Here is a 25894-nt window from a genome sequence, read left to right as displayed (position 1 = left end):
CTTGGTCAGGTTGTAGGTCACCCGCTCGATACGACCGGGCCGGATCGCCAGCACCGCAAGCAGTGTCGGCAGTTCGGCCGACAGGTCCCGGGACCGGGGCCACCAAGCCCCGTCGACATACCCCGTCGCGGGTGCCTTCGGTTTCAACCGCAAGCGCAGGGTGTGCGGAGGTGGCTCGACGACCGCCGAGACCAAGGGGGTGGTGGTCAGTGTGCGCGGGCCCGACATCATGTCGATGCTCCCGTCCCCGGCCGCGAATACGGCCGACCTGGGCTGTCGAGGACGACGCGAACTCGACCGCTCGCGTACGAGATGCCCCGGACACCACTGACACTACGCCCCCTGCGACCACTCGTCTCGGAACTCCGGATCGTGTGCCAGCCCTGTGAGCGGCGCCAGGACCTCCAGGAAGCGGACGTGAGCACGGACGACCATGGACGGGTGCACGCCGCTGTCCGTCATCGCACCGACGGGCCCTGGCGCGGCAGTGAAGTGGGCGTCCATAGTGCACGGTCGCCGAGACGGGCGGACCCCCGACAGCATAACCTGGTGAGTATGGACGATCGTCCTGGCAGTGTGCCGACGGTGAGCCGCGGGTTGGCTGGGTACGTCCGCGCGGTGGCCGACGCCGTTGGGGTGCCTGCTGAGGCGACCTCGTTCGAGATCAGTGATACGGCGACCGCCTACCTGGGCTTGACGCGGCGGTGGTCCGCACGTCCGGGTAACGATCTGATGCTGGTGTGGAGTGAGCGGCACGGGTGGGCGGTCGCGGTGGAGACCGATCCCGGGCAGGACGCGCTGGTGGTGGCCTACCTTGCCGGTGAGGGTGTCGTCCCGGAACCGGCCGCGGTGGCGCGGTTCGTCACCGACGTCGTCACCGGCCGCCGATCCGGCTCACCCCGACCGGTCTTCCCCACCACGGCCGGGCGTCATGAACTCGCCGAACGTCTCGCCCGATACGCCTAGTCCGGCGGGCAGAGGCAAGATTCGTTTCGGGATGGTTGTACGGACAACCCGAGACCGGCCGGGAACAGTTCTTGTCGAATGTGGTGGCGTTTCACGCCAGCACGTTTCACGCCAGCACTGAGTTCCATGCCGGCCGTGCCCCGGTGCCCGGCCGGTTCACGATCCGTGTGGTTTGTTTGGTGTCGTTGGTCAGGTTTTGGGGCGGTATGACTGACAGCGTGATGAGTTGGCCGGTGGAGGTTGTTATGTCGATGGTGTGGGGGTGATGGCGTTGGTAGGTGCTGGGTGGGGTGAGGGTTCCGTTGGAGTTGATGCGGCGTGCGTGGGGGTCCCAGGTGTGGTTGTAGGTGACTCGGGCGATGGGCCCGAGCCGGGCTGCCAGTGTGGTGATGAGTGCTGGCAGTTCGGCGGTCAGGTCCCGCGTTCGGGGCCACCAGGTTCCGCCGATGTACCCCGCGGTGGGCGTCTTGGGCTTCGTTCTCAGGCGCAGTTTCAGCCGAGGTTGCTCAATGGCCATGACGGCCTTCGGGGTGGTGTGAGTGCGCACGCGGGTCCGACGTCATGTCGGCCGCTCCTGTCCCCGGCCGATGTTCGCTGGCCGGACTGTGTTGTCGAGAGCGAGGCCGACTTGACCGCTGGCCTACGAGGTGTTCTCGACGTCACTGACGCTACACGCAGGTGAGGACCCTGTCGATCCCGGTCGGGCCGTGGCCACTGTCCATAGTGGCCAGGGGTGGCCGGGGCTCTGGCGGGAGTGGGGGTCTTGGCGGTGTCCCTTATGCGGCTTCGGGTTTCTGGTTGGTTTTCGGGGTGGTCGCTGCGGGTGGCCTGGCGGGCCTGGCCGGCAGTGCGAGTTTGATGATCTTCTTCGCGACGGAGAGGAGTTGTTTGTGCAGGGGGCCGGTGTGGTAGGGCAGTCCGTATCGTCGGCAGATGGCTTGGATTTCGGGGGCGATGTGTGGGTAGCGTCGTGCGGGGATGTCGGGGAAGAGGTGGTGTTCGATCTGGTGGGAGAGGTTTCCGGTGAGGATGTGGAACAGTGTGTTTCCGGTGAGGTTGGCCGAGCCGAGGATTTGGCGTAGGTACCACTGGCCGCGGGTTTCGTTCTGGGTTTCTTCTTCGGTGAAGCTTTCCACGTTGGCGGGGAAGTGTCCGCAGAAGATGATGGAGAAGGCCCACAGGTTGCGGGTCAGGTTCGCGGTGGCGTTGCCGAGGAAGGTCAGGGGTGCCAGTGGTCCGGTCAGTATCGGGAAGAGTAGGTAGTCTCTGCCCACTTGTTGGGCGGTCTTGCGGAGCATTCTGGCGCGCGCTTCGGTGGTGTCTGACCATGTTCGTTCGCCGGTGAGGATGCGGTCGAATTCGAGGTCGTGCAGCATGATCGCCCATTGGAAGATGAAGGCGATGACGGTTGCGTAGAGGGGGTTGCCCAGGTAGTAGGGGTGCCATTTTTGGGCGGGGTCGATGCGTAGGACGCCGTAGCCGATGTCCCGGTCCTTGCCCAGCACGTTGGTGAAGGTGTGGTGGATGTAGTTGTGGGAGTGGCGCCAGTTCTGTGGGGGTGCCACGAGGTCCCAGTCGAAGTTCTGCGAGTTCAGTGCCGGGTCGCGGGTCCAGTCGTACTGGCCGTGTAGCAGGTTGTGCCCGATTTCCATGTTGTCCAGGATCTTCGACACCGCCAGTGCGCTCACCCCGGCGAGCCAGGCGGGTGGGAGGAACCCGGCGAACAGTAGTCCGCGGCCGAGGATTTCCAGGCCGCGCTGAGTCTTGATCACGGTCTGGATGTAGTCGACATCGGCCTTGCCCAGATCGGCCACGATTCGCTGCCGGATCTCGTCCATGTCCCGGCCGAACTCCTCGATCTGCTCCGGGGTCAGCCTGTCTTGCAAGCCCGTCAAAGCTTTTCCCTCCCTTTCACCGATATGGCTGGTCCAGCCCGCCTAACAGCAGATCTCGACGTCCCCGAGCGGAACGGAGACGCAAAGCTGGATGTCCTCGCCGTCTTCGCCGGACACCTCACCCGAACGGAGATCCCGCACACTACCGCGGGTCTTCACCTTGGTGCAGGAGAAGCAGATCCCCATCCGGCAGCCGTGTTCCGGGTTCAGCCCGGCTGCTTCGGCCTGCTCCAGCAGTGGCCTGCCGGAGTTGTCGATCTCCTTACCGCTGTGCGCGAATCGGATCCGCCCGCTCGCGGCGGCCGCGTCGAATCGCAACGGCGGGGGCGTGAACTCTTCGGTGTGCAGCCGTTGGCTCAACCCTTCGGTGGCGTAGAGTTCGCGGACGGAGTTCATCAGCGGCTCCGGCCCGCACAGGTAGGTCTCCGCGTCGCGGTACCACGGCGCGGCACGCTCCAGATGCTCCGCGGAAAAGAAGCCACGCAGGTCGCCGTCGCCGTCGTGAGTGTATCCGAGCACGACACGGACGTTCGGCGGCTGCTCGGCCAGTTCGTCGCGACAGGGCACGTCGTCCGCGGTGTTCGCGTAGTGCAGGAACACGATTTCACCCTGGTGGTTCTCGTCGGCGAGGGTGCGCAGCATCGACAGCACCGGCGTGATGCCGCTGCCGCCGCTGGTCAGCAACAGCCGCTCGGGCCGCGGCTCCGGCAGGGTGAACCGGCCGTCCGGTTCGGACAGTCCGAGCACGAGACCGGGTTCGGCCCTGGCGTGCAGATACGGGGAGACCAGGCCGTGCGGTACGGCCTTGATGGTCAACTCCAGCCCGTTCCGGTGCTCGGACGTGGTGGGTGAGTAGCAGCGGGTGCGTCGCACGCCGTCGATGTCCACCGACACCCGCACGTGCTGGCCGGCCCGGAACCCCGGCCAGGCCCGGCTCGGCCGCAGGGTGAGCGTCACCGTGTCCGCGGTCTGCCGGCGAACACTTGTCACCACGCCACGCAGCTCGCGGCGAACCAGCATCGGGTCGACCAACTCCAGGTAACGGTCCACGCCGTGCGGTGTCAGCAGCGCCTCCGCGATCGTGGCGAGCTTGCCCATCGCACCTCCGTAAGTGAACACGTGTGCACTCCACCATACGGCCGTCGCCAATATAAGCAAGCCGAGACAGCCACCGTCGTGAACGGCCGTACGCTCAACCTCGTGACATCGGTGACACGCCACGAGCGCAAAGAACGAACCAGGCGCGCGCTGCTGGACGCCGCACTGGGGCTGCTCGCCGGCACTGGTTTCGGCAGTCTCAGCCTCCGTGAGGTCACCAAACAGGCCGGTATCGTGCCAACCGCGTTCTACCGGCATTTCTCCTCGATGGACGAACTCGGCGTCGCGCTGGTCAACGAGTCCATGCGCACCCTCCGCGCGACGATCCGCGAGGCCCGCCGAGATCCACGATCCTCCGCCGGCATCATCGGGGCGTCCGTACGCACACTCCACGAACACGTTCGCGCCCACGAGGACCACTTCCTCTTCGTGACCAGAGAACGCCACGGCGGCGCAGGCCCGGTGCGGCAGGCCATCGCCTTCGAACTCAAGCTGCTCACCAGTGAGCTCGCCGTCGACCTCGCCCGGTTCAGATACCTCCGCGACTGGACCACCGAAGACCTCCACATGGTGGCCGACCTCATAGTCACCGCCATGCTCGCCACCGTGCTGGAACTCCTCGAAGCCCGCCCACGTGACACCGAGACGGATGAGCGGATCTTGCGCACCGCGGAAAAGAAACTTCGCCTGATCACACTCGCGGTCCCGAGCTGGCACCCCGCTACCTGACTACGCCGTCGCACCGACAGCTCATCGGCCGGTCCCGCTGCCGATGGCCACCGGGATCGGTGACATCGCGTCCTGGAACGACAGCGACACCGTCGGCTTCCCACCGTCCCGGGCCGCCCGCGACGCGGCCGCAGTCATCGACCTGATCGGTGCGGGGTCCACGCGCACGTCGGCGTTCGACGTGGGCGTGGCGGTACTCAGTCCGGACGATTTGTCTGCGCATCCGCTGGCGCTACCGGGCGTGCTCCGCGCACTGCGCGAGGCTTCGGCATCCGGGTTCGGTGTCGGCTCGCTCTACCGGCTGGACGTGCACTGCGCATGTGTGCGGGTGCTGGCCGGGCTCGCCCCGGTGGACCGGGTGCTCCCCGATCTGATCGACCCCGACCTCACCGGCGCCGTGGCCAGCGCCGCTGCCCAAGCATTGCGCCCACCATCCACCTTCGAGGAGGGGAATGATGCGGAGTTGCTAAAGTTTGCAACTGCTGAAGGTTGCAGGAGGTGTGGTGAGCAGGCCGCTGTATCAGTTGAAGGCGGAGTTCTTCAAGACGCTGGGCCATCCGGCACGGATCCGGGTGCTGGAGTTGCTCAGCGAGCGCGAGCAGGCGGTGGCCGAGATGCTGCCGGAGGTCGGGATCGAGGCGGCGAACCTGTCGCAGCATCTGGCGGTGCTCCGGCGGCAGGGGCTGGTCGTGACCCGTAAGGAGGGTTCGGCGGTGTTCTATTCGCTGACCAGCCCGGATGTGGCCGAGTTGCTGGCGGTGGCGCGGCGGATCCTGACCGAGGTGCTGTCCGGGCAGGTCGAGTTGCTGGACGATCTGCGCGGGAGTCGCTGATGGTGGGTTTGTGGCGCAAGATCCGCCGCGTCGGCCGGGTGGCCGAACCGGCTCCGGACCGGCCGGATGCCGAGCCGACGGCGTCCGCGCTGGGCGGGTCCGTACAAGTCAGGCACGTGGATGCCGGTTCCTGCAACGGTTGCGAGGTTGAGATCGGCTCGGCGTTCGGGCCGGTGTACGACGCCGAGCGGTACGGCGCGCGGCTGGTGGCGTCGCCGCGGCACGCGGACGCGTTGCTGGTGACCGGGCCGGTGACGAGGAACATGGCGCAGCCGCTCAAGCGCACCCACCACGCCGTGCCCGGCCCGAAGCTGGTCATCGCGGTGGGGGATTGCGCCCGGAACTGTGGCGTGTTCGCCGGTGCGTACGGGGTGGTGGGGGCGGTGTCGGACGTGGTTCCGGTCGACGTCGAGATCGCCGGCTGCCCGCCGAGGCCGGAGGCGATCGTCGAGGGATTGCGGAAGTTGACCGGCCGGTGAACGTCGCGCAGTCCGGGTTCGGTGTGGCCGTGGCGCTGGGCGCGTTGAGCGGGCTGGTGGCGGTGCTCGTCCCGGCTCGGGTGCGCCCGGGGCTGGTGGGCGCGGGAACGGCGCTCGCGGGGCTGGCGGGTGTGCTGGCCGGGTTCGCGGCGATGGCCGGGCAGTCGTTCACGATGACCTTGCCGGGGTTGCTGCCGCTGTCGGGCATCAGCCTGAGACTCGACGTGCTGGGCGGGCTGTTCGTCGCGGTGACGGCCGGGGTGGCGGTCGCCGCGGGCGTCTACGGCATCGGTTACGGGCGGCACGGTCTGGAATCCCGGAACGTGCAAGGGATCTTCCCGTTGTTCGTGGTCACCATGCTGCTCGTGCCGGCGGCCGCGAGCGTGGGCACGTTCCTAATGTGCTGGGAGCTGATGGCGGGCACGTCGCTGTTGCTGGTGCTGGCCGAGCACCGGCGGCGTAGGGACGTGGCTTCGGCCGCGCGCTGGTACGCGGTGATGACCCACCTCGGTCTGATGACCATCCTCATTGGACTTTTGGTGTTCGCCGCGCACGCGCACGACGATTCGTTCGCGGCGCTCAGGGCCGCAGAGGTACCCCGCGGGCTCAAGGATCTCATCTTCGTGGTGACGTTGGCCGGGTTCGCCTCGAAGGCGGGGATCGTGCCGTTGCACGCGTGGCTGCCGCGCGCGCATCCGGAGGCGCCGAGCCACGTGTCGGCGTTGATGTCGGCGGCGATGGTCAACCTCGGCGTCTACGGGATCCTGCGCACCGGGTTCGACCTGCTGGGCGGCGGGCCGCGCTGGTGGTGGGTGCTGGTGCTGGCGATGGGCGCGATCTCCGCGGTCTACGGGATCTTGCAGGCGATGATGACCGCGGATCTCAAGCGGCTGCTGGGCTATTCGACGACCGAGAACCTGGGCCTGATCTTGGTGGGCGTGGGCGCGTCGGGGCTGTTCGCGGCGTCGGGGCAGCGGGTGCTCGCGGGTGTGGCGATGGCGGCTGCCTTGCTGCACCTGGTGGGGCACGCGGCGTTCAAGACCCTGCTGTTCCTCGCGGCCGGATCGGTGGTGTACGCGACCGCGTCCCGGGACCTGGACGCGCTGGGCGGGCTGCGGATTGGGATGCCGGTGACGACGAGCCTGTTCGGGCTCGGCGCGCTGGCGGCCTCGGCCCTGCCGCCGGGGACCGCGTTCGTCTCGGAATGGTTGCTGTTGCAGGCGTTGATCCATGGCCTGCCGGTCGCGGGTGCGGCGACGGCGGTGGTGATGCCGGTCGCGGTGGCGGCCGTCGCGTTGACGGCGGGGCTGGCGGTGGCCACCTTCGTGAAGGCGTTCGGGGTCGGTTTCCTGGCCCGGCCGCGCAGCGCGGCGGCGGAGACGGCGAACGAGTCCGCGGTGAGCATGGTGCTGGGGATGGGCCTGGCAGCGCTGGCGTGCGTCGAGCTGGCGCTGGCGCCGTCGGTGGTGCTGCCGTCGCTCGGGATGGCCGCCGACGTCGTCTTGGGTGCGGGGGAGCAGGCGGTGTCGGGTGCGGTGACGATCCGGCTGACCGGTATCACCGGAGCGTTGGCGCCCGTGCAGTTGACCATCGCGCTGCTCGCCGGAATCGTGCTCGCCGCGGCGGTGGCGCGGCGCGCGGCGCGGCGGCGAGCGAGGCTGTGGGATTGCGGTGGCGGGCCGATGTCGTCGCGGATGGAGTACACCGCGACCTCGTTCGCCGAGCCGCTGCAACGGGTTTTCGACAACGTGGTCCAGCCCGAGACCGATGTGGACGTCGATCACCACGAGGAATCGCGTTATCTGGTGCGGGCGGTGTCCTACCGGCGGCGCGTGCCAGACCGGATCGAGCGCCGCCTCTACCAGCCGGTTCTGGCCGTGGTCACGGCGTGGGGCCAGGCGGGGCGGCGGCTGGCCACCGGAAGCGTGCATCGCTATCTGGGCTACGGCTTCTACACGATGATCGCCCTGCTGGTCGTGCTGGCGGTGACCAGATGAGTGTCGGTGCGCTCGGCGGCATCGTGCAGGCACTGCTGGTGGTGGCGGGCTCGCCGGTCCTGGCCGGTGTCATGCGCCAGGTGCGGGCCAGGCTGGAGGGCCGGGCCGGGGCGGGTATCGGGCAGCCGTGGCGGGATCTGCGCAAGCTGCTGCGCAAGGAACCGATCACGCCGCGCGGCACGAGCGGGGTGTTCGCCGTCGCGCCGTTGGTGCTGGTGGCGACCGCTCTGGTGGTCGCGGTGGTGGCGCCGTTCGTGACCACGGCCTCGGCGATGCGCCCGGCGGCGGACCTGTTCGCGGTCGTGGCGTTGCTGGCGCTGGGCACGGTGGCCCTGGCGCTGGCCGGCCTGGACACCGGCACCGCCTTCGGCGGGATGGGCGCCAGCCGCGAGATGACGATCATCGCGCTGGTCGAGCCGACCCTGCTGGTCGCGATCTTCGCGCTGTCGGTGCGGGTGGGCTCGACCAACCTGGCCGACATCATTACGTCTACTTTGGACGATCCAGGTCGGGTGATCTCCCCGGCCAGCCTGCTGGCCGCGGTCGCGCTGATCGTGGTGATCGTCGCGGAGACGGGGCGGCTCCCGGTGGACAACCCGGCCACGCACCTGGAACTCACCATGGTGCACGAGGCGATGACGCTGGAATACGCGGGTCCGGATCTGGCGCTGGTCGAACTGGCGTCAGCGATGCGGTTGTCGGTGTTCCTCGGGCTGCTGGCGAACCTGTTCCTGCCCTGGGGAATCGCGACCGGCGCGGCGCCGCTCGCGCTCGCGACAGGCGTGGTCGCGTTGATCGTGAAGGTCACCGTTCTTGGGATGGTGCTCGCGGCGGGTGAGGTGTTCGTGGCGAAGATCCGCCTGTTCCGGGTGCCGGAACTGCTGGCCGGTTCGTTCCTGTTGTCTCTGCTGGCCGTCGCGGCCTCGTTCTTTCTGGCGTGAACCATGAGTGATGACGTGTATGTGCAGTTGGTGGATCTGGCGGGTGGCGCATTGTTGCTGACCGCGGTGTTGATCCTGTGGCGCCGCGAGCTGGCGGTGATCATCCGGGTCTTCGCGGTGCAGGGTGTCGCGCTCGGTGCCCTGGTCGCGGTGCTCGCCGCGCGGGAGCAGACCGCCGAACTCTGGGTGTCCGCGGCCGGGATCGTCCTGCTGCGGGCGGGCGCGCTCCCGGCGTTGCTGCGCCGGGCCATGAGGCATGCCGCGCGACGGGAGACCCGGCCGATGGTGAACGTGGCCGCGTCGCTACTGGCCGCCGCCGCATTGACGCTGCTCGCCTACGCGGTCTCGCGGCCGCTGGTGGCGCTGGCGCCCTCACCGGCGACACAGGCGATCCCGGTCGGTGTGACGGTGGTGCTGATCGGGTTCTTCGTGCTGGTCACCCGCCGCCGCGCGCTGTCGCAGATCGTCGGATTCCTGTTGCTGGACAACGGGATCACCGCGGTCGGCTTCCTCACCACGGCGAGCGTGGGCCTGGTGGTGGAGCTGGGCATGTCGCTGGACGTGCTGCTGGCGGTGCTGGTGCTAGGCATCCTGACCGCGCGGATGCGGGAGACCTTCGGCGGTACCGATCTCGACGAGCTCCGGGAGCTGCGCGACTCATGATCACATTGCCGGTTCTCATTCCGCTGCTCGGCGCGACCGTCTACGCGACCGTGGGCTGGCGCCGCGGGACCGCGTGGGTGAGCGCGATCTGCTCGGCCGGGCTGCTGGGCGTGGCGATCGCCATTGCGGTGGATATCGCCCGGTCGGGTCCGCGTGAGTTCGGCGGGCTGGTGCGGGTCGACGCGTTGTCGGCGTTCATGCTGATCGTGGTCGGTGCGGTAGCCATGCTCGCCACCCTCGCCGCGCCCGGCCATCTGGAGACCGAGATCCGGCTCGGGCGGGCCAGTGCGCGCACCGCCGCCCGGCACAGCCTGCTGGTCCAGCTGTTCCTGGCGACGATGGCGTGCGCCGTGCTGGCGGCGAACCTCGGACTGCTGTGGGTGGCGATCGAGGCCACCACGATCGTCACCGCGTTCCTGGTGGGCCAGCGCCGCACACGGGCGGCGATCGAGGCGGCGTGGAAGTACGTTGTGATCTGCTCGACCGGCATCGCGCTCGCCCTGCTGGGCACGCTACTGCTCAATTACGCGTCCTCGCGCGCCCCAAGCCGGGCCGGGCTGGATCTCGCCGCGCTCGCCGGTGCCCATGGGCTGGATCCCGGTGTCACGCGGATCGCGATCGCCTTGCTGCTCCTCGGTTTCGGCGCCAAGGCCGGGCTCGCGCCGTTGCACGCCTGGCTGCCCGACGCGCACTCCCAGGCTCCGGCACCGGTATCCGCGCTGATGTCCGGGGTGCTGCTGTCGGTGGCGTTCTACGCGATCTTGCGGATCAAGGTGGTCGCCGACGCGGTGCTGGGCGCCGGGTTCGCGCGCTGGCTGCTGGCGGTGATGGCGATCGCGTCGCTGGCGGTCGCGGCGTCATTGCTGCTGGCTCAACAGGATTACAAGCGCATGCTGGCCTACTCCAGCATCGAGCATCTCGGCCTGGTCGCGCTCGGCGCGGCGATCGGCGGTCCGATCGCGATCGCGGCGATCCTGCTGCACATTCTCGGTCACGGCCTGGCCAAGGGGGTGCTGTTCGTCGGCGCGGGGCGGATGCTGCAACTGACCGGCACCAGCCGGATCGACGGCGTGCGCGGGTTGCTGGCACGCGCGCCGGTGCTGGCCTCGTGTGTCGGGCTGGGCGTGCTCGCGCTCATCGGGTTGCCGCCGTTTTCCGTGTTCGCCAGCGAACTCGGCATCGTGCGGGCGGGATTCGCCTCACCGCTGGGCTGGGTCACCGCGCTCGCGCTGACACTGGTGCTGGTCGCTGCCGCCGCGCTGACCGGTCACACCAGCGGCATGCTGCTGGGCCCGGCGCCCGATGGTCCGTCGGCGGCCGTTGCCCGGCCGAGGCTGCTGCCGGTGCCGACCGCTTTCGCGCTCGCCGGGGGGCTGACCGTGGCCGCGGTGCTGGGCGTCGCCGCACCCGGGCTGTCCACATTGCTGCGCCTGGCCGCGGAGGTGCTCACCCGATGATCATCGCCCCGGCCGAGCTGCCCATGCGGGTGGAACAGTTGCTGGCCACCGGTTTCCGGGTCGCGCTGGTCGCCGGACACGACGACGGTGACCGGTTGCGCGCGGTCTACCTGTTCACCGCGCCCGGTGACCGCAGGGTCGAGTTCGAGGTGCCGCTGGAGAGGTCCGCGCCGGAGGTGCCCACGCTGGCCGGGCTGTCCTTCGCCGCCGGGCGCTTCGAACGGGAGATGCGCGATCTCTTCGGCATCGTGCCGGCCGGCCATCCGCTGCCGCGCCGCCTTCTCCGGCATTTCCACTGGCCGAAGGGCTGGTACCCGATGCGCTGGGACGCCGGAGAACCGCCGGAGTTCGGTGACGTGGACGGGCCGTATCCCTTCAGGACGGTCGAGGGCGACGGGGTCTACGAGATCCCGGTCGGCCCGGTGCACGCGGGCCTGATCGAGCCGGGCCACTTCCGGTTCTCGGTGGTGGGCGAGACGATCCTCAACCTCAAGGCCCGTCTCTGGTTCGTCCACAAAGGACTGGAACGGCTGTTCGAGGGGCGCCGCGCCGACACCGCGCTCGAACTCGCCGAACGCGTCAGCGGCGACACCTCCGTTGGGCACTCGCTCGCGTTCTGCCTGGCCGTCGAGCAGGCATACGGCGCCGCGGTGCCACCGGGCGTGCAGCGGAGCCGGGCGATCCTGCTTGAGCTGGAACGGCTTTACAACCACATCACCGACATCGGAGCGCTCTGCAACGACGTCGGCTACGGGATCCTGAACGTCCATGCGCAACGCGTCCGCGAGACCCTGTTGCGGCACAACGAGTACGTCACCGGTCATCGCCTCCTGCGCGGCGCGATCCATCCAGGCGGCGTCGCGCTGCGCGCGCTACCCGATCTCGCGCTGATGGCCGATGCCGCCGTGGACATCGCCGAGATCGTCGATCTCGCGCTCGGCAACAGCGTGGTGCACGACCGGTTCGCCGGCACCGCCGTGCTCCGGCGTGCGCAGGCCGCCGACCTCGGCACACTCGGCTACGTCGCGCGCGCCTCCGGGCTGCTCCTGGACGCCCGCTACGACCACCCATTCGTCGACGTCGGCCTGCCGCGCACGCGACATCCCCGCACCGAGGGCGATGTGTTATCCCGCTTTCTGGTGCGGGCTGAGGAGATCGCCCACTCCATCGCGCTGATCTCCGACCTCACCGGGGCGATCGCCGGCAGCGCCCCGCTGCCCCCGACGCCGATGGGCCGTAGCGGCGTCGGGATCTGCGAAGGCTGGCGCGGCACCATCGTCCATCGCGTTGAACTCACGCCCGACGGCACCCTGGCCCGGGTGAAGATCGTCGACCCGAGCTTCGTCAACTGGCCCGCGCTCCCGGTCGCCCTGGCGGACACGATCGTCCCCGACTTTCCCCTCACCAACAAGAGTTTCAACCTCTCCTACGCCGGTAACGACCTCTGACCCCCGTTCGAGGGCGCGGTAGGCGGTGATCAACTACGCGGGCACACCAGACCATGATCATCGCACGGCCGAACATGATCACAGGCCGCCGCAGGACGGCCCGGCTGAACCATGTCGATCACGAAATACGGGCCAGAACCAGAAATGCGGATCCCAGACGGTGTCCATGATCTGCTGCCGCTGACCACGTGCGTGCCGGTCAGATCTCGTTGGCGGTGACGGGCTCGTCTTGGCCGGGGCGCCCGCCGGCGGGCGGGTCCGCGTCGGCGCTGCCGTGGTTTCGGGCGCCGGCGGCCGCGATCCGGCGCGGCAGCTTTGCCGCGACGACGATCGTCAAGAGGGCGAGGGCGGCCGCGACGCCGAAGGCCAGTTTCGTCCCGTTCAGCTGTGCGGGCACGGCGGCGACGCCGTCGGCGACCAGGTGGCCGGTGCGCGCGGACATCACGGTCACCACAAGCGCGGTCCCGAACGCCGCGGCGACTTGCTGGAACGTCCCGAGCATCGAGCTGCCGTGCGAATACAGGTGCGGGGGAAGCGCTCCCATGCCGAGTGTGAAGACGGGGGTGAACGTCGCCGCCAGGCTCACCATCAGCAGCGCGTGCAGCCCCAACACCTGCCAGTACGGCATCGTCATCGAGACCTGGGTGAACCCGCCGAGGGCGAGCACCATGCCGATCGAGCCGGGCAGCACCAGGGGCCGACCGCCGAACCGGTCGAACACCTTTCCGACGGTCGGTCCCAGCAGGCCCATGGCGAGACCGCCCGGCATGACCAGCAGGCCGGTCTCCAGCGGGCTGAGTCCGCGCAGGTGCTGCAGGTACAGCGGCAGCAGGATCATCGATCCGAGCATCGCCAGGAACCCGATGGACATCAGGGCCAAGGACAGGCCGTAGGTGCGGTGCCCGAGGGTGCGCAGGTCCATCAGAGGCACACCGGTGCGTTGCAGTTTGAGCTGGCGGATCACGAAAACCGCGATTGTCGCGATTCCGGCGATGACGATGCCGACGCCAAGGCCGACTCGGCCGTCGCTTTCGCCGAAGAGGCTGAGGCCGTATACCAGGCCGCCGAAGCCGAGCGCCGCCACGGCGACACTCAGCCAGTCGATGGCACTCACCTGCGGCTCGCCGATGTTGTCCAGTTTGCGCAGGCCGAACAGGGCCACCAGTGCCGCGATCGGCAGGACGACCACGAACAGCAGCCGCCAGGAGCCGATCTGCAGGACAAGCCCGGACACGGCAGGCCCGAGCGCGGGCGCCACCGACATCGCCAAGGTTACGTTGCCCATCACCCGGCCGCGGTCATGCTCGGGCACCACGGTCATCAAAGTGGTCATCAGCAGGGGCATCATCACGGCCGTGCCCGCGGCCTGCACGATCCGGCCCAGCAGCAGCACCTCGAACGACGGCGTGACGGCCGACACGACGGTACCCGCGAGGAACACGCCCATCGCGATCGCGTAGGCTTGGCGGGTGGTGACCCGCTGCAGGAACCAGCCGGTGATCGGAATCACGGCGGCCATGGTCAGCATGAACGCGGTGGACACCCACTGCGCCGACTGCTCGGTGATGCGCAACGAGTCCATCAGCCGCGGGATAGCGTTGATCATGATGGTCTCGTTGAGGATCACCACGAACGTGGCCAGCACCAGCAGCCGCACCACCGTCGGGGTGCGGCCAGCCTCCACGGCCGGTGGTTCTTGGATGGAAGCGGACATGGCAGCACCTCGCTGGGGTTCGGAGTCACGGTCGCCGTGCAGCCAACGACCGCCGGCCTGGACGTGGGTGGTGACACCGGTTTAGACCGGCAGGACTGCCAGAACTCATCGCGCTGAAAGGCGCGACCTGTCCCTTCACCGAGGCGACGTTCGATCAGGGCCCTCTGCCGGTGAACGAGTAGCGGCGTGATGCCGCTCGGCTGTGGGTCTCGGTCTGGGTCTCGGTCCAGGTCTCGGTCTGGGTCTCAACGGGCGTGTCCGCTTATCGGCACGGCAGCGACAGACGAGTGCTGTCGATCTTGGCGGAATGCGAAGGCACGGTGACGCGTCGGCCGGTTCCAACGCCGATCGTGCCGGGTGCGACGGTGATGAGGTCGGCGATCAGTGCACGCGTCCACTCCCTACCGGTTTTGAGCCTTAACGCTGTCCGCGCCTATTTGGCCCGACGGGTTCGTCGCCGTCACGCGGCTCACCAGCATGGGTCGCTTCACTCGATGACCGAACTCATGCCCACCCTGAATGCCGCATCCGCGGCCGCGTTCGGTCTCGCCCTGTCGTCCGCGGTCGCGGGATTCGGCGGTGGTGTCTTGCTGCTGCCGGTGTTCACTGTCCTGTTTGGACTCCGTGCTGCGGTCCCGATGCTCACGCTGACCCAGTTGGTCGGCAACGGCTCGCGAGTCTGGTGCAACCGCCGCGACCTGCGCCGGCGGAGGGTCGATTGGTTCGCGGGCGCAGCACCTGCCCGAGGGGCGCGACGACTTCACGTCGTGGTCGCCCCGCTGAAGGATGTTGCCGCCTTGAGCAGTTCGAGCAGACTTCGCGGCCTGCGCGCCTTCGCTTGCCGAGCCGGCAGCGTCGTAGTGACGCTTGTCCTTATGCGGAGGCCTTGGCAATGATGCCTTCAACCTCGTCTCGGCCGAAGGCCCGCAGGGTTGTGCTACGGACGTTGCCCACTCCGCCGAGTTGCAGGAGTGCGGCGGTGGCAGTTTCGTCGTCGGGGGCCTCGACGATGCCCACGAGGTCGTACGGGCCGACAGTCCAGTAAATGCTCACGAGCTTCCCCCCGAGCTTCTGCAGCGCAGAGGCGAAGGCGTCAGCACGTGCCGCCGTTTCCTTGTAGGCGCGGATCCCCTGGTCAGTCCAGCTCAGCAGCGTGACGTAGGTCGGCACGGTCTCTCACCTCCATGAAGAGGGGTATGTGGCTTAAATAGCCTAATTGCCCAGGTGGAGGGCCGCATGGCGTCAGAATGAAGCGATCCAGCAAGACGCGCGGGTCATTTCACGATGCCCGGGCACGCACGTCCTCCAAGTCACTTGAACGCTCCACCACTGGCGACGGCCGCATACACGGACGGCAGCTGTGACGCGGGCGGAGGCGGGGTTCATCACCGACATCCGCGGTGGCCTCCGGGCACAACAACGAGTTGGGCGGCCCCAACGACACCCCTTGCCATTTCGACCTCCCCATGCGCGGACGCAGGCTGTACCTTGACGACAAGGAGATCGTCAAGGACGGCGACATCGTCGTGCCCGAGATGCTTTCGCGGCAGCGGTGACCGGGATGACCGACCACCACATCGGCCTGATCGTGCCGAGTTCCAACCTGACCATGGAAACCGAGCTGCCCCGCATGCTGGGCACTTCCAGCTCAGGTCGCCTTGATCAGCAGCAGTGCCCGCCGTGCCAGGCTTCGCGGCCTTCCTTGACCGCGGCGGCGGCGATGACCAGGGCAACGACCGGGTCCGCCCAGGACCAGCCGAGCAGGGAGTTCAGCAGCAGTCCGACCAGCAGGACGCCGGACAGGTAGGTGCAGAGCAGGGTCTGTTTGGAGTCGGCGACCGCACTGACCGAACCCAGTTCACGCCCGGCACGCCGCTGCGCGTGGGACAGCAACGGCATCACCAGCAGCGACACCGCGGCCAGCACGGTCCCGACCGTAGAATGCTCGGCGGATTCCGCGCCCAGCAGCGATCGGACCGATTCGATGGTGACATACAGCGCAAGGGCGAAGAACGACACCGCGATCACCTTCACCGCGGCCCGCTCGCGCGCCTCGGGATCCTTGCCGGAGAACTGCCAGGCTACTGCGGCTGCCGAAGCGACCTCGATCACCGAGTCCAACCCGAACCCGATCAACGCGGTCGACGACGCCGCAGTACCGGCGGTGATCGCGATGATCGCCTCGATGACGTTGTAGGTGATCGTCGCCGCAACCAGCAGCCGCACCCGCCGCGACAACACCGCGCGGCGATCCGAGTCCACCGGGACCGCACTGGCCGCGGCGCCCTGGGACGCGCAACACCCGTCGGCGCAACCGCCTTGCCGGGTGGGTGGGGCGGCGGACGGCAGGTCGAGCCGGCGGCCGGTGTCCTTGCTCATCGTCCCGCCTCCACCGCGGGTACAGCGGCCGGTTCGTCGTCCATGCAGGGTTGCGCCGTGTCCACGGCCAGCACGACCTGCACCAGTTCGCCCAGCGCGCGGGCAAGGTGCGGATCGGCCAGCGCGTAGCGCACCTGGCGCCCCTCGTAGGTGGCCACCACGAGCCCGCAACCGCGCAGGCAGGACAGGTGGTTGGACACGTTGGAACGAGTCAGGCCGAGTTTGGTGGCCAACTGGCCGGGATAGCTCACCCCATCCAGCAGGGCGACCAGGATCCGGCACCGCGTGGGATCGGCCAGCGCGCGGCCGAGGCGGGCCAGCGCCGACTCCCGCGTCTCACACGTCAGCATAAACAGAACAGTACAGTCCACGCTGATATAACAGCAAGCGCTGAACAGTGCGGTCCGGTCAGCCGAGGTTCTCATTTGACCGGGTCGTCGAGGAATCGGGTCAGGAGCAGCCTCCGCAGCAGCACTCGCAGGTGGGATCGCTGCAGCATGGGCCGGCGTCCGGCGTCGGGATCACGGCGAACTCACCTCCTTCCCCGGTGGGCTAAATGGCGCGCAGCCGGCGCCGGGCGACTGGCCGGCGGGAGCCGCTGGTCATCGCGGCCCAGGCAAGGCCGAGAAGCGCCAGGGCCATGCAGGCGGCGACGTAGACGAACGCCACCATCGGTGAGGTGACGGTGTAGGGCAGACCGGCGAGGGCGCTGGCGATGAGGTTCCCGACCGCTTGCACGGTGGCGAGGAGGCCGAAGGCCGAGCCGTGCAGGTGCTCGGGAGCCAAGGGACCGGCCGCGCCGGCCAGCCCGTCGGCTCCCTCGGCGTTTTGCAGGTGACGCGTTCCAGCCCGCCCGACCAGGGCGTGGGTCTCGCGTGGACGGAGTCCGAGCGGCGGCGTGGAGCAGCACGCACGACAGGCCGCAGGTGACGCTCGGTCACCGGATTCGGGAGTTGGCGTCAGCCGATCGAATATCGGCCGGCCTTCCGGCGCCTCGCCCGACCCTACGGTGCCGTAGGTTGGAGGCAAGGCCGCAACGAGAGGACGAATGTGACGTCATCACCGAGCACCCACCTGCTGCTGGATCTCGAGCCCACGGTCGCCGCGAATCTCGACCGTCACCTCGAGGTGGCCAAGGAATGGATGCCGCACGAGTACGTGCCCTGGAGCCAGGGCCGTGACTTCGGCGACCTGGGCGGCCACCCGTGGGAGCCCGACCAGTCGAGCCTGTCACCCATTGCCAGGACTGCCCTGGAGGTCAATCTCCTGACCGAGGACAACCTGCCCAGCTACCACCGGGAGATCGAGCGCGCGTTCGGCCGGGACGGAGCCTGGGGCACCTGGGTGCACCGGTGGACCGCCGAGGAGGGCCGGCACGGTATCTGCATTCGTGACTACCTGCTGGTCACCAGGGGAGTCGACCCCGACGAACTCGAGCGAGCCCGGATGCAGACCATGCAGGCCGGATTCGACAGCGGCGACAAGCCCTTGCTCAACGTCTTCGCCTACGTCTCCTTCCAGGAGTTGGCGACGCGGATTTCGCACCGCAACACCGGCCGCTACACCCAGGACCCGATCGCCGACAAACTGCTCGCCCGTGTCGCCGCGGACGAGAACCTGCACATGCTCTTCTACCGAAACCTCGTCGCCGCGGCACTGGAGATCGAGCCGAACCAGACCATGCGCGCGATCGCGGACGAAGTCATCGGGTTCCAGATGCCGGGCAGCATCATCCCCGGTTTCGCCCGCAAGGCCGCGATGATCGCCAAAGCCGGTATCTACGATCTCCGTATCCATCACGACGACGTCGTCTGGCCCCTGCTGCGACACTGGGGCGTGTTCGAACTCGAAGGCCTGGACGTTGTGGGCGAGACGGCCCGCACGGAACTGTCCGCCTTCCTCACCCGACTCAACACCCAGGCGAGCCGCTTCGAGGAACGGCGAGCTCACACCATGGCCAACGTGCGTGCCTGATCCGGCCGCGCACAACCGGAATACGAACGGGAAAGTCTCGGTCCGTGGCGTGCCGACGAATGGGGCAAGCGCCGCGCGGCTCGGCTGACAGGCGCCCGCGTCCTACGCACCCGGGCAGCGGGGCTCCGTACGAACCAGACACGTGGATACCGCTGCCCTGCAGGCCATGCCGGTCTGCCCGCGCATGGAAGGGTTTCTTCCCCGCACACGAAGCAGGGGCGCGCGCGGTCGCGAGCGCCCCTGCCGGTGTCGGTGGCGGATGAATCAGACGAGGGTCACGCGAACCGCCTGCGGGCCGCGGTCGCCCTGCGTGGTTTCGAACTCGACACGGGCGTTCTCGTCAAGGCTGCGGAACCCGTTACCGCTGATTTCGGAGTAGTGGACGAAGACGTCCTTGGTGCCGTCGTCCGGCGCGATAAAACCGAAACCTTTTTCGCCGTTGAACCATTTCACGGTGCCTTGCGTCATCGGAACTCCCTATCGCCTCGAACTTGCTCCCCGCCTCGATCGAGCCAGGGAGGTGGCGGCAAGCGCGCGACCAGGAATCGATGAAACCACAACACGCTCGCTCAAAATCCTTGCGAGCGTCAGAGAAAAAACGAACACAAAAATCTTCAACCGGGGTTGAGTAAAGCACGGGCAGGCGATCTCGTCAAGCTGGATCCTCGCGCTGACGGTGCTCGAGCGGTCCGGGTGGCGGGCAGCCGGCCGCGACGGGTAGTCTGGCCGCGAAGGCGCGATCTCTTGTCCCGGTTGCCCAAGCGGCCAGACATCCGGCGCATCCCCTTTCTGGCGCTTGCCCAGGGTCCTTGGTTCGCCGGCCGGCCCGCGTCCTTCTTCCTTTCCCAGCGGCAGATGCCAACCGCCGCAGATCGTTCCACACCCAAGGAGTTTCATGACCCACACAGATCGTCGTTCACCCGGGCCGCGCCTGATTGTGGCACCGCTGGTGTTCAGCCACCCGGTGGCCGACCTGCCGGCGAGCGGGGCGATGGCCGAAGGGGCCGCCGCCCACCGCGCGCGGCACATTCGTTTCTCGGCACGGCCGACTGTTTCGACCAGCGCGTCGCGCTGACAGGCCCGGCGCCACCTTGGCGCGGCTCCCCGGTGGCCACTGTCCATAGTGGAATGATTGGCCGGGGGCTCCGGTGGGGTGGGGGTCTTGGCGGTGTCCTTTATGCGGTTTCGGGTTTCTGGTTGGTTTTCGGGGTGGTCGGTGCGGGTGCGGCCCATGCCATGCGACGTGAGCGGCGCCTCGGCGAGCGCGGAGAACCTGCCCATCGCAGCCCCGATAGCGCCCAGATGTGGCGCTGTACTGCCGTCGCCGCGATGAGCAAGCCGAGGTGGCCACTCGTCTGGGCGGCGCGGCGCGTAATCGACGCAGCGATGATCAGCCATCGCGGCGAAGTGGGCGAACAACGCGATCGAAGCCGCGATGGCCGTGCCGGGGGGATCAAGTGAAGAGGGTGTCTCCCCAGTACCCGGTTTCGGCGATGCCCGGGGGGACGGCGAAGAGCGCTGAGCCGGTGTGCTGGATGTACTCCATCATCGCGTCGTGAGTGGACAGCGCGTTCTGCATCGGGATGAACTGCTTGCGCGGGTCCCGGTTGAAGCAGATGAAGAACAGGCCGGCCTCCAAGTGGCCGAGGCCATCTGAGCCGTCCACGAAGTTGTATCCGCGCCGCAGGATCTTGACGCCGTCGAGCGTCTCCGCGGACGCCAACCGGAGGTGCGAGTCCTCCGGGATCGCGAGTTCGCCACCCTCGCCGCGCACCTCCAGGTCCGCTTGGTCGAATTCGGCGGTTTGGCCCAGCGGCGCGCCGGTGCCCTTGGTGCGCCCGACGATCTGGTGCTGTTCGTCCAGCGACGTGCGGTCCCAGGTCTCGATGTGCATCCGGATCCGGCGCGCCACCAGGTACGACCCGCCGGCCAGCCACGGCTGGTCGTCGTCAGGGCCGACCCATACGTGTTCCGCCAGCGCTGCCGGGTCCTCGGCCTTGAGGTTGTTCGTGCCGTCCTTGAAGCCGAACAGGTTCCGCGGCGTGGTCTGTGAGCGCGACGTGGACGCGCTGCGGCCGAAGCCCAGCTGCGACCAGCGCACCGCGGTGGTGCCGAAGCCCAAGCGCACCAGGTTGCGCACCGCGTGGACCGCCACCTGTGGGTCGTTCGCGCACGCCTGGATGCACAGGTCACCGCCACTGCGCGCGGGATCCAGCTCGTCCTTGGGGAACGCGGGCAACTCGGCCAGCGCCGCGGGACGCTTGCCCGCCAGGCCGAACCGGTCGTCGAACAGCGACGGTCCGAACCCGATGGTCAGCGTCAACGCGGATGCGGGCAACTCCAGTGCTTCTCCGGTGTCGCTCGGCGGTGCCGCGGGTGAACCGCCGACCGCTCCGCTGGCGCCGACCTCGCGGCCCGCGGTCATCCTGCGGGCCGCGTCGGTCCACGTGCGCAGCAGCGAGACCAGCTTGGCGCGGTCGTTCGTCGTGAGGTCCAGCGCCGCGAAGTGCAGGTGTTCCTGGGCCGGGGTGGTGATCCCGGCCTGGTTGGGGCCGTGGAACGGCACGATGTCCGTCGCGGCCTGTGCGGTGTGCTCGCCGAGGGCCCGGTCGATCCCGGCGCCGGCGGTGCCCGCGCCGGCGAGCGCGACACCGGCGCCCGCGAGACCGAACATCCGGCGCCGGGAAAACTGGATCATCGCGCGACGACCTCCGCCACCTTGCTCAGGGGCTCGCCCAGCGCGTCGACCGCCGAGGCGAACTCCTTGATCTGGTCCTGGGTGAGCTCGTTGTAGTACTTGAATCCGTCCCCGTTGCGGGAAGCGTCCAGCAACCGCTGCACGTTCGCGAACTGGTTGTCCACAGTAGACACGAGTTGCGGGTCACGCTTCTGTAGCACGGGGCGCAGCGCGGCGACGGCTGCCTTGGAACCGTCGACATTGGCCTGGAAGTCCCACAGATCGGTGTGGGAGAAGGTTTCCTCCTCGCCGGTGATCTTGCCGGTGGCGACCTCGTCGAGCAGTTCCTTGGCGCCGTTGGCCAGATCAGGCGCGTTCAGCCGCAGCGTCGCGGACTGGGTCACCAACGCGTTGACGTCGGTGACGAGCTTGTCGGCGATCTGCGCGCTGTCGGGCTGCAGGCCGGTGACCCACAAGTCCTTTTCCAGCCGGTGGAATCCGGTGAACTGCCGGCCCTGCTCGAGGTCGGCCTCGCGAGCGTCGATGGCCGGGTCGAGGTCACCGAACTTTTCCGCGACCGGCTCGATGCGCTCGTAGTACACGCGCGTGGTGGCGTAGCGGGCCTTGGCGTCGGCCACGTTGCCGGACTTCACGGCGTCGGCGAACTTCTGTGTCTCGGTCTTCAGCGCCTCGGACTGGGTTCCCACGTACGAGGCATAGCTCTTGGTCGCGTCGGCGAGCTGGGAGTCGACATCCGTCGGCGCCGCCGTGCCACCGGTCACCGTGAAGGGGGCACGGATGCCGTCGCCGGCCATACCCGGCTTGCACGCGGTCTGGTAGGTGCCCGCGGCCGGCACCGCCACGGTCAACTTGCGGCTCAGGCCCGGGGCGATGTTCTCGACCTCGGCCATGATCCGGTCACCCTCGCCGTAGAGGTAGAACTCGGTCACCTTGGTGCCCTTGTTCGTCACCTCGAAGGTCAGGTTGCCCGCGTTGGCGCTCGTGGCCGAGACCTCGCACGCCGTGTCGGACGCCGCGACGGTGATCGGGCCACCGCCGCCCGCGGACGCCTTCTCTCCCGAACACGCGGTGAGCGTGAGCAGTGCCGCGGAGCCGGCGAACACGAAGAGCTTCGTACGCAAGGTCACTCCTTTGCGCCCACAAGGGCGGGTTTCGTAGCAGGCCGCCGGAGGAACAGCGGCAACACGATGACGACGTAGGCCACCCACGCGATGGCCTGCAGTACTGTGGTCTGTTGCGAGTAGTTGAAGATCCCCTTCAGCAGCGCGCCGTACCACGACGTCTCGGGGATCACGCCCGACGCGTCGAAGGCGAATGTGCGCAGCCCGGGGAGGAACGCGGCTTCCTGCAGGTCGTGCAGGCCGTAGCCGAGAACGCCGGCCGCGACGAACACCAGCAGCACGCCGGTGACGGTGAAGAACTTGCCGAGGTCGAACCGCACCGCGCCGCGATAGAGCAGGTACGCCAGCACGATCGCGAGCCCGATGCCGACGGCGAATCCGGCGAGTGGCTGGACCGCGCCGCCCTGGGCGCTCTGCACGGCGGCGTAGAAGAACACCGCGGTCTCCAGACCCTCGCGGCCGACCGCGAGGAACGACAGCACCAGCACGGCGAGCGGGCCGACTGCGAGCGCCTGGTCCATCTTGCCGCGCAACTCGGCGGCGATCGTCTTCGACGCCCTGCGCATCCAGAAGATCATGGCCGTGACGAAGCAGACGGCCACGACGGACAGGCTGCCGCCGAGCAGCTCCTGCTGTTCGAAGGACAGCTGCGCGGTGGTGTAGGTGAGCACCGCCCCCACAGCGATCGACAGCACGACCGCCGCAGCGACACCGGGCCAGACCCAACGCAACGCGGACCGGCGTTCGGTCTTGACCAGGAACGCCACGAGAATGCTGACGACTAGGGCTGCCTCGAGCCCCTCTCGGAGGCCGATGAGCAGACTGGAGAACAACACCGTGGAGCCTCCTTGCCGCGAACCGAACGTCTGCTTTTTAAGCAAGGCTTGCCTAAATGTCCAGGTGCTGCCGTGTCGGGAAGATCACCCGAATCGGACATCGGTAGTGAAACGGGTAGCGTTTCCGCAGGTTACGAAGTTAGGTGAGGCTTCGGTAACAACCTGTGTAGTCACCCGGCCGGGGGATACGGCCGCGCGCGCCTACACGCCAGTCATCGGCATGGTGGAGCCCCGAAGGAGGCCTCCTCAGGTCGCGGGCGACCTGGCATTTGGCGATCGGGAGCGAAGGCGATCGTGCGGGCTGGCTGCCGTCAACGGCAGCGTTCGACCGTGGATTCCCGGTTTGCCGACGTTGCTCCGCGGACTCAGGGTGATCAGAAAATCGCTGACAGTGAGAAGATTGGAAGTTCGAATCCCCTAAGTTCCACAACGGGTGTTGACCTGCCGTTTCATCGCCAGGATCGTGTCGGCACGCAGGCCAACGCGGTCATGACCACCGCCCGCTCGTCGGACTCCGGCAGCGCGCCGATTACCTCTGCAGCGGCGCCCACCACGGTAGGCCAAGCCTGCGGCCGCTCCCCCAACGAAGCCGGTCGGTAACCTCTTCACCTCACCCCGACCCCCTGTCTCGCTCACCGCCCTGCGCAGCGTATCGAGACGTGCGACGCAGCTACATTGTCGAACACCGTGACGGGAGCGCCGACCGCCCGCCACCCACGCGCGATCACGGCGCACCGCCAAAACCACCACGCAGCTCGTCATGCCGACGAGAATCCGGTCCGGCATGAGAGCGCATTCACAGCACGCTCAGCGTTGTTTGACTGTTCGTCGTCGCGGGCTTTAACGCTCTGCCGCGGTGGGTCGACTACCTTGCCGCAGACCGGGCGTCGCTCCTGAAACACGTCCCAAGTGCCGGGTCAGAAAATACTTTTTCCGGAAGGCGGTTTGTGTGTCGAAGAGTCTGGTCAGCCTGGCCGGCGGCCACCTCGTGTTCGGCGAGGCCGTGTCACGTATAGCCGACTCACTGAGCCCGCTCGGCGCCGCCGGTCGGATTATCGCCGAATCCTATGCTCTGGTCACCGAGATGCGCCGGATAAACCTGGAGAAAACCCAGGCCGCCGACGCCAAGGAGGTCACGCTGGCGCTGCTGGAGCGGCGCCGCCAAGAGTCCTCCGCGACACTACACCAGATGCAACAGGAACTCGGCCGGGCCGACCTCAGCGCGCAAGCGCTACGCCAGTGCATGGTCAACATGCAGTTGGAGACGGTCAAGCCTGGGCTGCCCTTGGCGGAACGCCGGGCCTACATCGAGTTGACCCAGCACTTCACCACGATGCTCGTCCAGCATCACTCCGACCTGACAGGTGGGGTCGCGGTTGTCATTGACAAGGTACTCAACGGCCCCGGCGCCACAGCTCTAGCACCCGCATCGCGCGACTCCGGCTCCCGCAAGCCGGCGCCACGGCACAGTTCCGGGCAGCAGAGTGCCAAACGGAAGGCGCAGAGCACCGGCCGCGACCGACGGCGCCAGTAAGCCGTGGCTGGTAACCGTCATGGCCGCGGTGGCTGCGCCATCGCGCCACTCGCCGTATTCAGCGGCCTACCGCTGACGATGTTGCTGGCGGCACCGGCGATTGCGGCCCACATCGTGCACAGCGGTGCACCGGGTTTGGCGCCCTACCTGCCGGAGTGGCGGTGGGCCATAATCGGTTCCCCGCTGCTGGCGCTGGTGCTGGTCCGGCTTGCCCTGGACAGGAAGGGCCGGCTTCGCGGCGAGTCGATTCATCCGGTGAAACGGTGGCTGGGAACGCTGGCGCGGGCCGCGGTCCTGTTCAGCGCGGTCAATGGCATCGTCTTCCTGCGGTTGACCCGCGCCGGGAGCACCGATCACGTCATCGCGGACGGGATGCCGACCTTCATCATCGCGGCCCTGGCCGGTATCGCTGTGCTCGTCGCGATCGCGCTGTGGGACCGCCGTCCGGAACCCGTCATTGTCGAGGAGATCCGCGCTGCGACCGCGGAAGCGGACCGCACCCTGCGTCGTGTCCGCGCCGAGAACGAGCGGGTGCGCCGGCAGGCCGATCAGGTGCAAGCGCGGCTGGCGAAACTCCGCGCACGAACCGCCGCCGGCCCGGCCGAGGACACAAGCCAGGCAAACGGCCAGGCGAAGCGAAAACGCGCCGATCGGCAGTCGACCCGAGTCGATGTCGACTTCCATGCCTTGCGTACCTTCCACCGCGAGTCATACCAGTGCGCCGACACCGCGCACGCGGCCTACCAGTCCGCGCAAGCCTCGCTCCGCACGATGTCGTACGTGGTGCGCCGGGCGCGGCTCATGCCGCGACATTGGCCGTTGGCGAGCCGTGCGGCAAAGCTCGCGCGCGCCGAGATGCGCACCGCCGCAGCACACCTGGCCCGTTCCCAAGGTGAACTGCGGGCACAGGTCGGCCAGGGCTGGACATGGTACGGACCCTGAACACCAACACCTCCGATCTCAAATACGAGATCCGCGACAGCTGCGGCGAGCCCGGGCGGCTGTGGTTCGAGGCCCTGGAACAGCGTGTTGCCCAGATACGCACCGAGCGCCGCGCGAGCCGCACTGGCTGACAACAGCGCACCAACGCCGCCCGGTCTCGGCGGTCGAGTCCAGCAATATGTACGGCCAT

The 25894-nt window shown here is 68.2% G+C and carries 28 protein-coding genes and 1 pseudogene; 16 read left to right on the top strand and 13 right to left on the bottom strand.

The features are described from left to right. Positions 1-231, bottom strand: a 231-nt coding sequence (locus VJT49_RS26380) for a DUF5994 family protein (protein ID WP_324167620.1), incomplete at its 3' end; no start/stop codon positions are given. A gap of 324 nt (positions 232-555) precedes the next feature. On the opposite strand from VJT49_RS26380, the gene VJT49_RS26375 reads away from it, so the two are divergent. After that, positions 556-966, top strand: coding sequence for a DUF6292 family protein (locus tag VJT49_RS26375; RefSeq protein ID WP_324167619.1), 411 nt, complete (start codon positions 556-558; stop codon positions 964-966). A 106-nt stretch (positions 967-1072) separates the two neighbouring features. On the opposite strand, the gene VJT49_RS26370 is transcribed toward VJT49_RS26375, so the two are convergent. The 3 genes from VJT49_RS26370 to VJT49_RS26360 all read right to left on the bottom strand — a co-directional run bounded on the left by VJT49_RS26370 (position 1073) and on the right by VJT49_RS26360 (position 3959). Next, positions 1073-1483 carry a DUF5994 family protein gene (locus VJT49_RS26370; RefSeq protein ID WP_324167618.1) on the bottom strand — a complete coding sequence of 137 codons (411 nt, stop codon included), beginning with the start codon at positions 1481-1483 and terminating at the stop codon, positions 1073-1075. A gap of 259 nt (positions 1484-1742) precedes the next feature. Next, entirely contained in the window at positions 1743-2861 is a 1119-nt protein-coding gene (locus VJT49_RS26365) for an acyl-CoA desaturase (RefSeq protein WP_324167617.1), read from the bottom strand. A gap of 42 nt (positions 2862-2903) precedes the next feature. Further along, positions 2904-3959 (bottom strand): ferredoxin reductase, encoded by a 1056-nt coding sequence (locus tag VJT49_RS26360; RefSeq protein WP_324167621.1) that lies wholly within the window; start codon positions 3957-3959, stop codon positions 2904-2906. Between the two features lie 102 nt (positions 3960-4061). On the opposite strand from VJT49_RS26360, the gene VJT49_RS26355 reads away from it, so the two are divergent. The 8 genes from VJT49_RS26355 to VJT49_RS26320 all read left to right on the top strand — a co-directional run bounded on the left by VJT49_RS26355 (position 4062) and on the right by VJT49_RS26320 (position 12506). Then, positions 4062-4688, top strand: a complete 627-nt coding sequence (locus tag VJT49_RS26355; RefSeq protein ID WP_324167616.1) for a TetR family transcriptional regulator — start codon at positions 4062-4064, stop codon at positions 4686-4688. Between the two features lie 503 nt (positions 4689-5191). Further along, positions 5192-5521: a metalloregulator ArsR/SmtB family transcription factor gene (locus VJT49_RS26350; RefSeq protein WP_324167615.1), complete on the top strand. Its 330-nt coding sequence runs from the start codon at positions 5192-5194 to the stop codon at positions 5519-5521. Next, positions 5521-6000: an NADH-quinone oxidoreductase subunit B family protein gene (locus tag VJT49_RS26345; RefSeq protein WP_324167614.1), complete on the top strand. Its 480-nt coding sequence runs from the start codon at positions 5521-5523 to the stop codon at positions 5998-6000. The genes VJT49_RS26350 and VJT49_RS26345 overlap by 1 nt, the downstream gene beginning before the upstream one ends. Further along, positions 5997-7997 carry a proton-conducting transporter membrane subunit gene (locus VJT49_RS26340; RefSeq protein ID WP_324167613.1) on the top strand — a complete coding sequence of 667 codons (2001 nt, stop codon included), beginning with the start codon at positions 5997-5999 and terminating at the stop codon, positions 7995-7997. Before VJT49_RS26345 ends, VJT49_RS26340 begins: the two co-directional genes overlap by 4 nt. Beyond that, complete coding sequence (locus VJT49_RS26335) at positions 7994-8938, top strand: respiratory chain complex I subunit 1 family protein (RefSeq protein ID WP_324167612.1); 945 nt, start codon at positions 7994-7996, stop codon at positions 8936-8938. The genes VJT49_RS26340 and VJT49_RS26335 overlap by 4 nt, the downstream gene beginning before the upstream one ends. Before the next feature lie 3 nt (positions 8939-8941). Further along, complete coding sequence (locus VJT49_RS26330; RefSeq protein ID WP_324167611.1) at positions 8942-9601, top strand: hypothetical protein; 660 nt, start codon at positions 8942-8944, stop codon at positions 9599-9601. Next, a complete protein-coding gene (locus VJT49_RS26325; protein WP_324167610.1) occupies positions 9598-11058 on the top strand; it encodes a proton-conducting transporter membrane subunit in 1461 nt (486 codons plus the stop codon). Before VJT49_RS26330 ends, VJT49_RS26325 begins: the two co-directional genes overlap by 4 nt. Further along, complete coding sequence (locus VJT49_RS26320; RefSeq protein ID WP_324167609.1) at positions 11055-12506, top strand: NADH-quinone oxidoreductase subunit C; 1452 nt, start codon at positions 11055-11057, stop codon at positions 12504-12506. Before VJT49_RS26325 ends, VJT49_RS26320 begins: the two co-directional genes overlap by 4 nt. A gap of 199 nt (positions 12507-12705) precedes the next feature. Here the strand turns inward: VJT49_RS26320 and VJT49_RS26315 are convergent, their stop codons facing one another. Then, complete coding sequence (locus tag VJT49_RS26315) at positions 12706-14220, bottom strand: MDR family MFS transporter (protein ID WP_324167608.1); 1515 nt, start codon at positions 14218-14220, stop codon at positions 12706-12708. 494 nt (positions 14221-14714) lie between these two features. Between VJT49_RS26315 and VJT49_RS26310 the strand changes: the two genes are divergently transcribed. Then, on the top strand, positions 14715-15116 hold the full coding sequence (locus VJT49_RS26310; RefSeq protein ID WP_324167607.1) for a hypothetical protein: 402 nt from the start codon (positions 14715-14717) through the stop codon (positions 15114-15116). Here VJT49_RS26310 and VJT49_RS26305 read toward each other — a convergent pair. After that, positions 15094-15390 (bottom strand): GYD domain-containing protein, encoded by a 297-nt coding sequence (locus VJT49_RS26305; RefSeq protein ID WP_324167606.1) that lies wholly within the window; start codon positions 15388-15390, stop codon positions 15094-15096. The genes VJT49_RS26310 and VJT49_RS26305 overlap by 23 nt on opposite strands. Before the next feature lie 391 nt (positions 15391-15781). On the opposite strand from VJT49_RS26305, the pseudogene VJT49_RS26300 reads away from it, so the two are divergent. Then, positions 15782-15856 (top strand): annotated as a pseudogene (locus tag VJT49_RS26300) (Asp/Glu racemase); the annotation flags it as partial. Between the two features lie 26 nt (positions 15857-15882). On the opposite strand, the gene VJT49_RS26295 reads toward VJT49_RS26300, so the two are convergent. The 3 genes from VJT49_RS26295 to VJT49_RS26285 form a co-directional block, all read right to left on the bottom strand. Continuing rightward, positions 15883-16599 carry a cation transporter gene (locus VJT49_RS26295; RefSeq protein WP_324167605.1) on the bottom strand — a complete coding sequence of 239 codons (717 nt, stop codon included), beginning with the start codon at positions 16597-16599 and terminating at the stop codon, positions 15883-15885. Then, entirely contained in the window at positions 16596-16949 is a 354-nt protein-coding gene (cmtR, locus tag VJT49_RS26290; protein WP_324167604.1) for a Cd(II)/Pb(II)-sensing metalloregulatory transcriptional regulator CmtR, read from the bottom strand. Before cmtR ends, VJT49_RS26295 begins: the two co-directional genes overlap by 4 nt. A 202-nt stretch (positions 16950-17151) precedes the next feature. Next, positions 17152-17385 carry a hypothetical protein gene (locus tag VJT49_RS26285; RefSeq protein ID WP_324167603.1) on the bottom strand — a complete coding sequence of 78 codons (234 nt, stop codon included), beginning with the start codon at positions 17383-17385 and terminating at the stop codon, positions 17152-17154. Between the two features lie 264 nt (positions 17386-17649). Between VJT49_RS26285 and VJT49_RS26280 the strand changes: the two genes are divergently transcribed. Beyond that, the gene (locus VJT49_RS26280) at positions 17650-18573 is read left to right on the top strand and encodes an acyl-ACP desaturase (protein ID WP_324167602.1); all 924 of its coding nucleotides are present in this window, start codon (positions 17650-17652) and stop codon (positions 18571-18573) included. Between the two features lie 264 nt (positions 18574-18837). Here the strand turns inward: VJT49_RS26280 and VJT49_RS26275 are convergent, their stop codons facing one another. Further along, positions 18838-19041, bottom strand: coding sequence for a cold-shock protein (locus VJT49_RS26275; RefSeq protein WP_324167601.1), 204 nt, complete (start codon positions 19039-19041; stop codon positions 18838-18840). Positions 19042-19468: 427 nt separating this feature from the next. Between VJT49_RS26275 and VJT49_RS26270 the strand changes: the two genes are divergently transcribed. Next, positions 19469-19648, top strand: a complete 180-nt coding sequence (locus VJT49_RS26270) for a hypothetical protein (protein WP_324167600.1) — start codon at positions 19469-19471, stop codon at positions 19646-19648. Between the two features lie 378 nt (positions 19649-20026). On the opposite strand, the gene efeB is transcribed toward VJT49_RS26270, so the two are convergent. From efeB to efeU, 3 genes are read right to left on the bottom strand one after another with little or no spacing between them, the layout of a single operon-like run. Beyond that, positions 20027-21271, bottom strand: coding sequence for an iron uptake transporter deferrochelatase/peroxidase subunit (efeB, locus tag VJT49_RS26265; protein ID WP_324167599.1), 1245 nt, complete (start codon positions 21269-21271; stop codon positions 20027-20029). Next, entirely contained in the window at positions 21268-22398 is a 1131-nt protein-coding gene (efeO, locus tag VJT49_RS26260) for an iron uptake system protein EfeO (RefSeq protein WP_324167598.1), read from the bottom strand. The genes efeB and efeO overlap by 4 nt, the downstream gene beginning before the upstream one ends. After that, on the bottom strand, positions 22395-23228 hold the full coding sequence (gene efeU / locus VJT49_RS26255) for an iron uptake transporter permease EfeU (RefSeq protein ID WP_324167597.1): 834 nt from the start codon (positions 23226-23228) through the stop codon (positions 22395-22397). Before efeU ends, efeO begins: the two co-directional genes overlap by 4 nt. Before the next feature lie 949 nt (positions 23229-24177). Here efeU and VJT49_RS26250 point away from each other — a divergent pair. The 3 genes from VJT49_RS26250 to VJT49_RS26240 are packed head-to-tail and all read left to right on the top strand — an operon-like array spanning position 24178 to position 25835. Next, on the top strand, positions 24178-24762 hold the full coding sequence (locus VJT49_RS26250) for a hypothetical protein (protein WP_324167596.1): 585 nt from the start codon (positions 24178-24180) through the stop codon (positions 24760-24762). 3 nt (positions 24763-24765) lie between these two features. Further along, entirely contained in the window at positions 24766-25704 is a 939-nt protein-coding gene (locus tag VJT49_RS26245; RefSeq protein WP_324167595.1) for a hypothetical protein, read from the top strand. Then, positions 25689-25835: a hypothetical protein gene (locus VJT49_RS26240; RefSeq protein WP_324167594.1), complete on the top strand. Its 147-nt coding sequence runs from the start codon at positions 25689-25691 to the stop codon at positions 25833-25835. The genes VJT49_RS26245 and VJT49_RS26240 overlap by 16 nt, the downstream gene beginning before the upstream one ends. Positions 25836-25894 lie beyond the last annotated feature (59 nt).

Source organism: Amycolatopsis sp., assembly GCF_035276945.1.
Taxonomy (GTDB): Bacteria; Actinomycetota; Actinomycetes; order Mycobacteriales; family Pseudonocardiaceae; genus Amycolatopsis_E.
Note: the sequence above shows the minus strand (reverse complement) of the source record. Positions and strands in the feature narration are given on the sequence as shown.

Bases quoted from the DNA above. Each gene is read 5' to 3' on its own strand.
- VJT49_RS26275 (WP_324167601.1), bottom strand. From the start codon at position 19,041: ATGACGCAAGGCACCGTGAAATGGTTCAACGGCGAAAAAGGTTTCGGT.
- cmtR (WP_324167604.1), bottom strand. From the start codon at position 16,949: ATGCTGACGTGTGAGACGCGGGAGTCGGCGCTGGCCCGCCTCGGCCGC.
- VJT49_RS26315 (WP_324167608.1), bottom strand. From the start codon at position 14,220: ATGTCCGCTTCCATCCAAGAACCACCGGCCGTGGAGGCTGGCCGCACC.
- VJT49_RS26370 (WP_324167618.1), bottom strand. From the start codon at position 1,483: ATGGCCATTGAGCAACCTCGGCTGAAACTGCGCCTGAGAACGAAGCCC.
- VJT49_RS26360 (WP_324167621.1), bottom strand. From the start codon at position 3,959: ATGGGCAAGCTCGCCACGATCGCGGAGGCGCTGCTGACACCGCACGGC.
- VJT49_RS26335 (WP_324167612.1), top strand. From the start codon at position 7,994: ATGAGTGTCGGTGCGCTCGGCGGCATCGTGCAGGCACTGCTGGTGGTG.
- VJT49_RS26310 (WP_324167607.1), top strand. From the start codon at position 14,715: ATGACCGAACTCATGCCCACCCTGAATGCCGCATCCGCGGCCGCGTTC.
- VJT49_RS26240 (WP_324167594.1), top strand. From the start codon at position 25,689: ATGGTACGGACCCTGAACACCAACACCTCCGATCTCAAATACGAGATC.
- VJT49_RS26345 (WP_324167614.1), top strand. From the start codon at position 5,521: ATGGTGGGTTTGTGGCGCAAGATCCGCCGCGTCGGCCGGGTGGCCGAA.
- efeB (WP_324167599.1), bottom strand. From the start codon at position 21,271: ATGATCCAGTTTTCCCGGCGCCGGATGTTCGGTCTCGCGGGCGCCGGT.
- VJT49_RS26375 (WP_324167619.1), top strand. From the start codon at position 556: ATGGACGATCGTCCTGGCAGTGTGCCGACGGTGAGCCGCGGGTTGGCT.
- VJT49_RS26330 (WP_324167611.1), top strand. From the start codon at position 8,942: ATGAGTGATGACGTGTATGTGCAGTTGGTGGATCTGGCGGGTGGCGCA.
- VJT49_RS26295 (WP_324167605.1), bottom strand. From the start codon at position 16,599: ATGAGCAAGGACACCGGCCGCCGGCTCGACCTGCCGTCCGCCGCCCCA.
- VJT49_RS26270 (WP_324167600.1), top strand. From the start codon at position 19,469: ATGACCCACACAGATCGTCGTTCACCCGGGCCGCGCCTGATTGTGGCA.
- VJT49_RS26325 (WP_324167610.1), top strand. From the start codon at position 9,598: ATGATCACATTGCCGGTTCTCATTCCGCTGCTCGGCGCGACCGTCTAC.
- VJT49_RS26320 (WP_324167609.1), top strand. From the start codon at position 11,055: ATGATCATCGCCCCGGCCGAGCTGCCCATGCGGGTGGAACAGTTGCTG.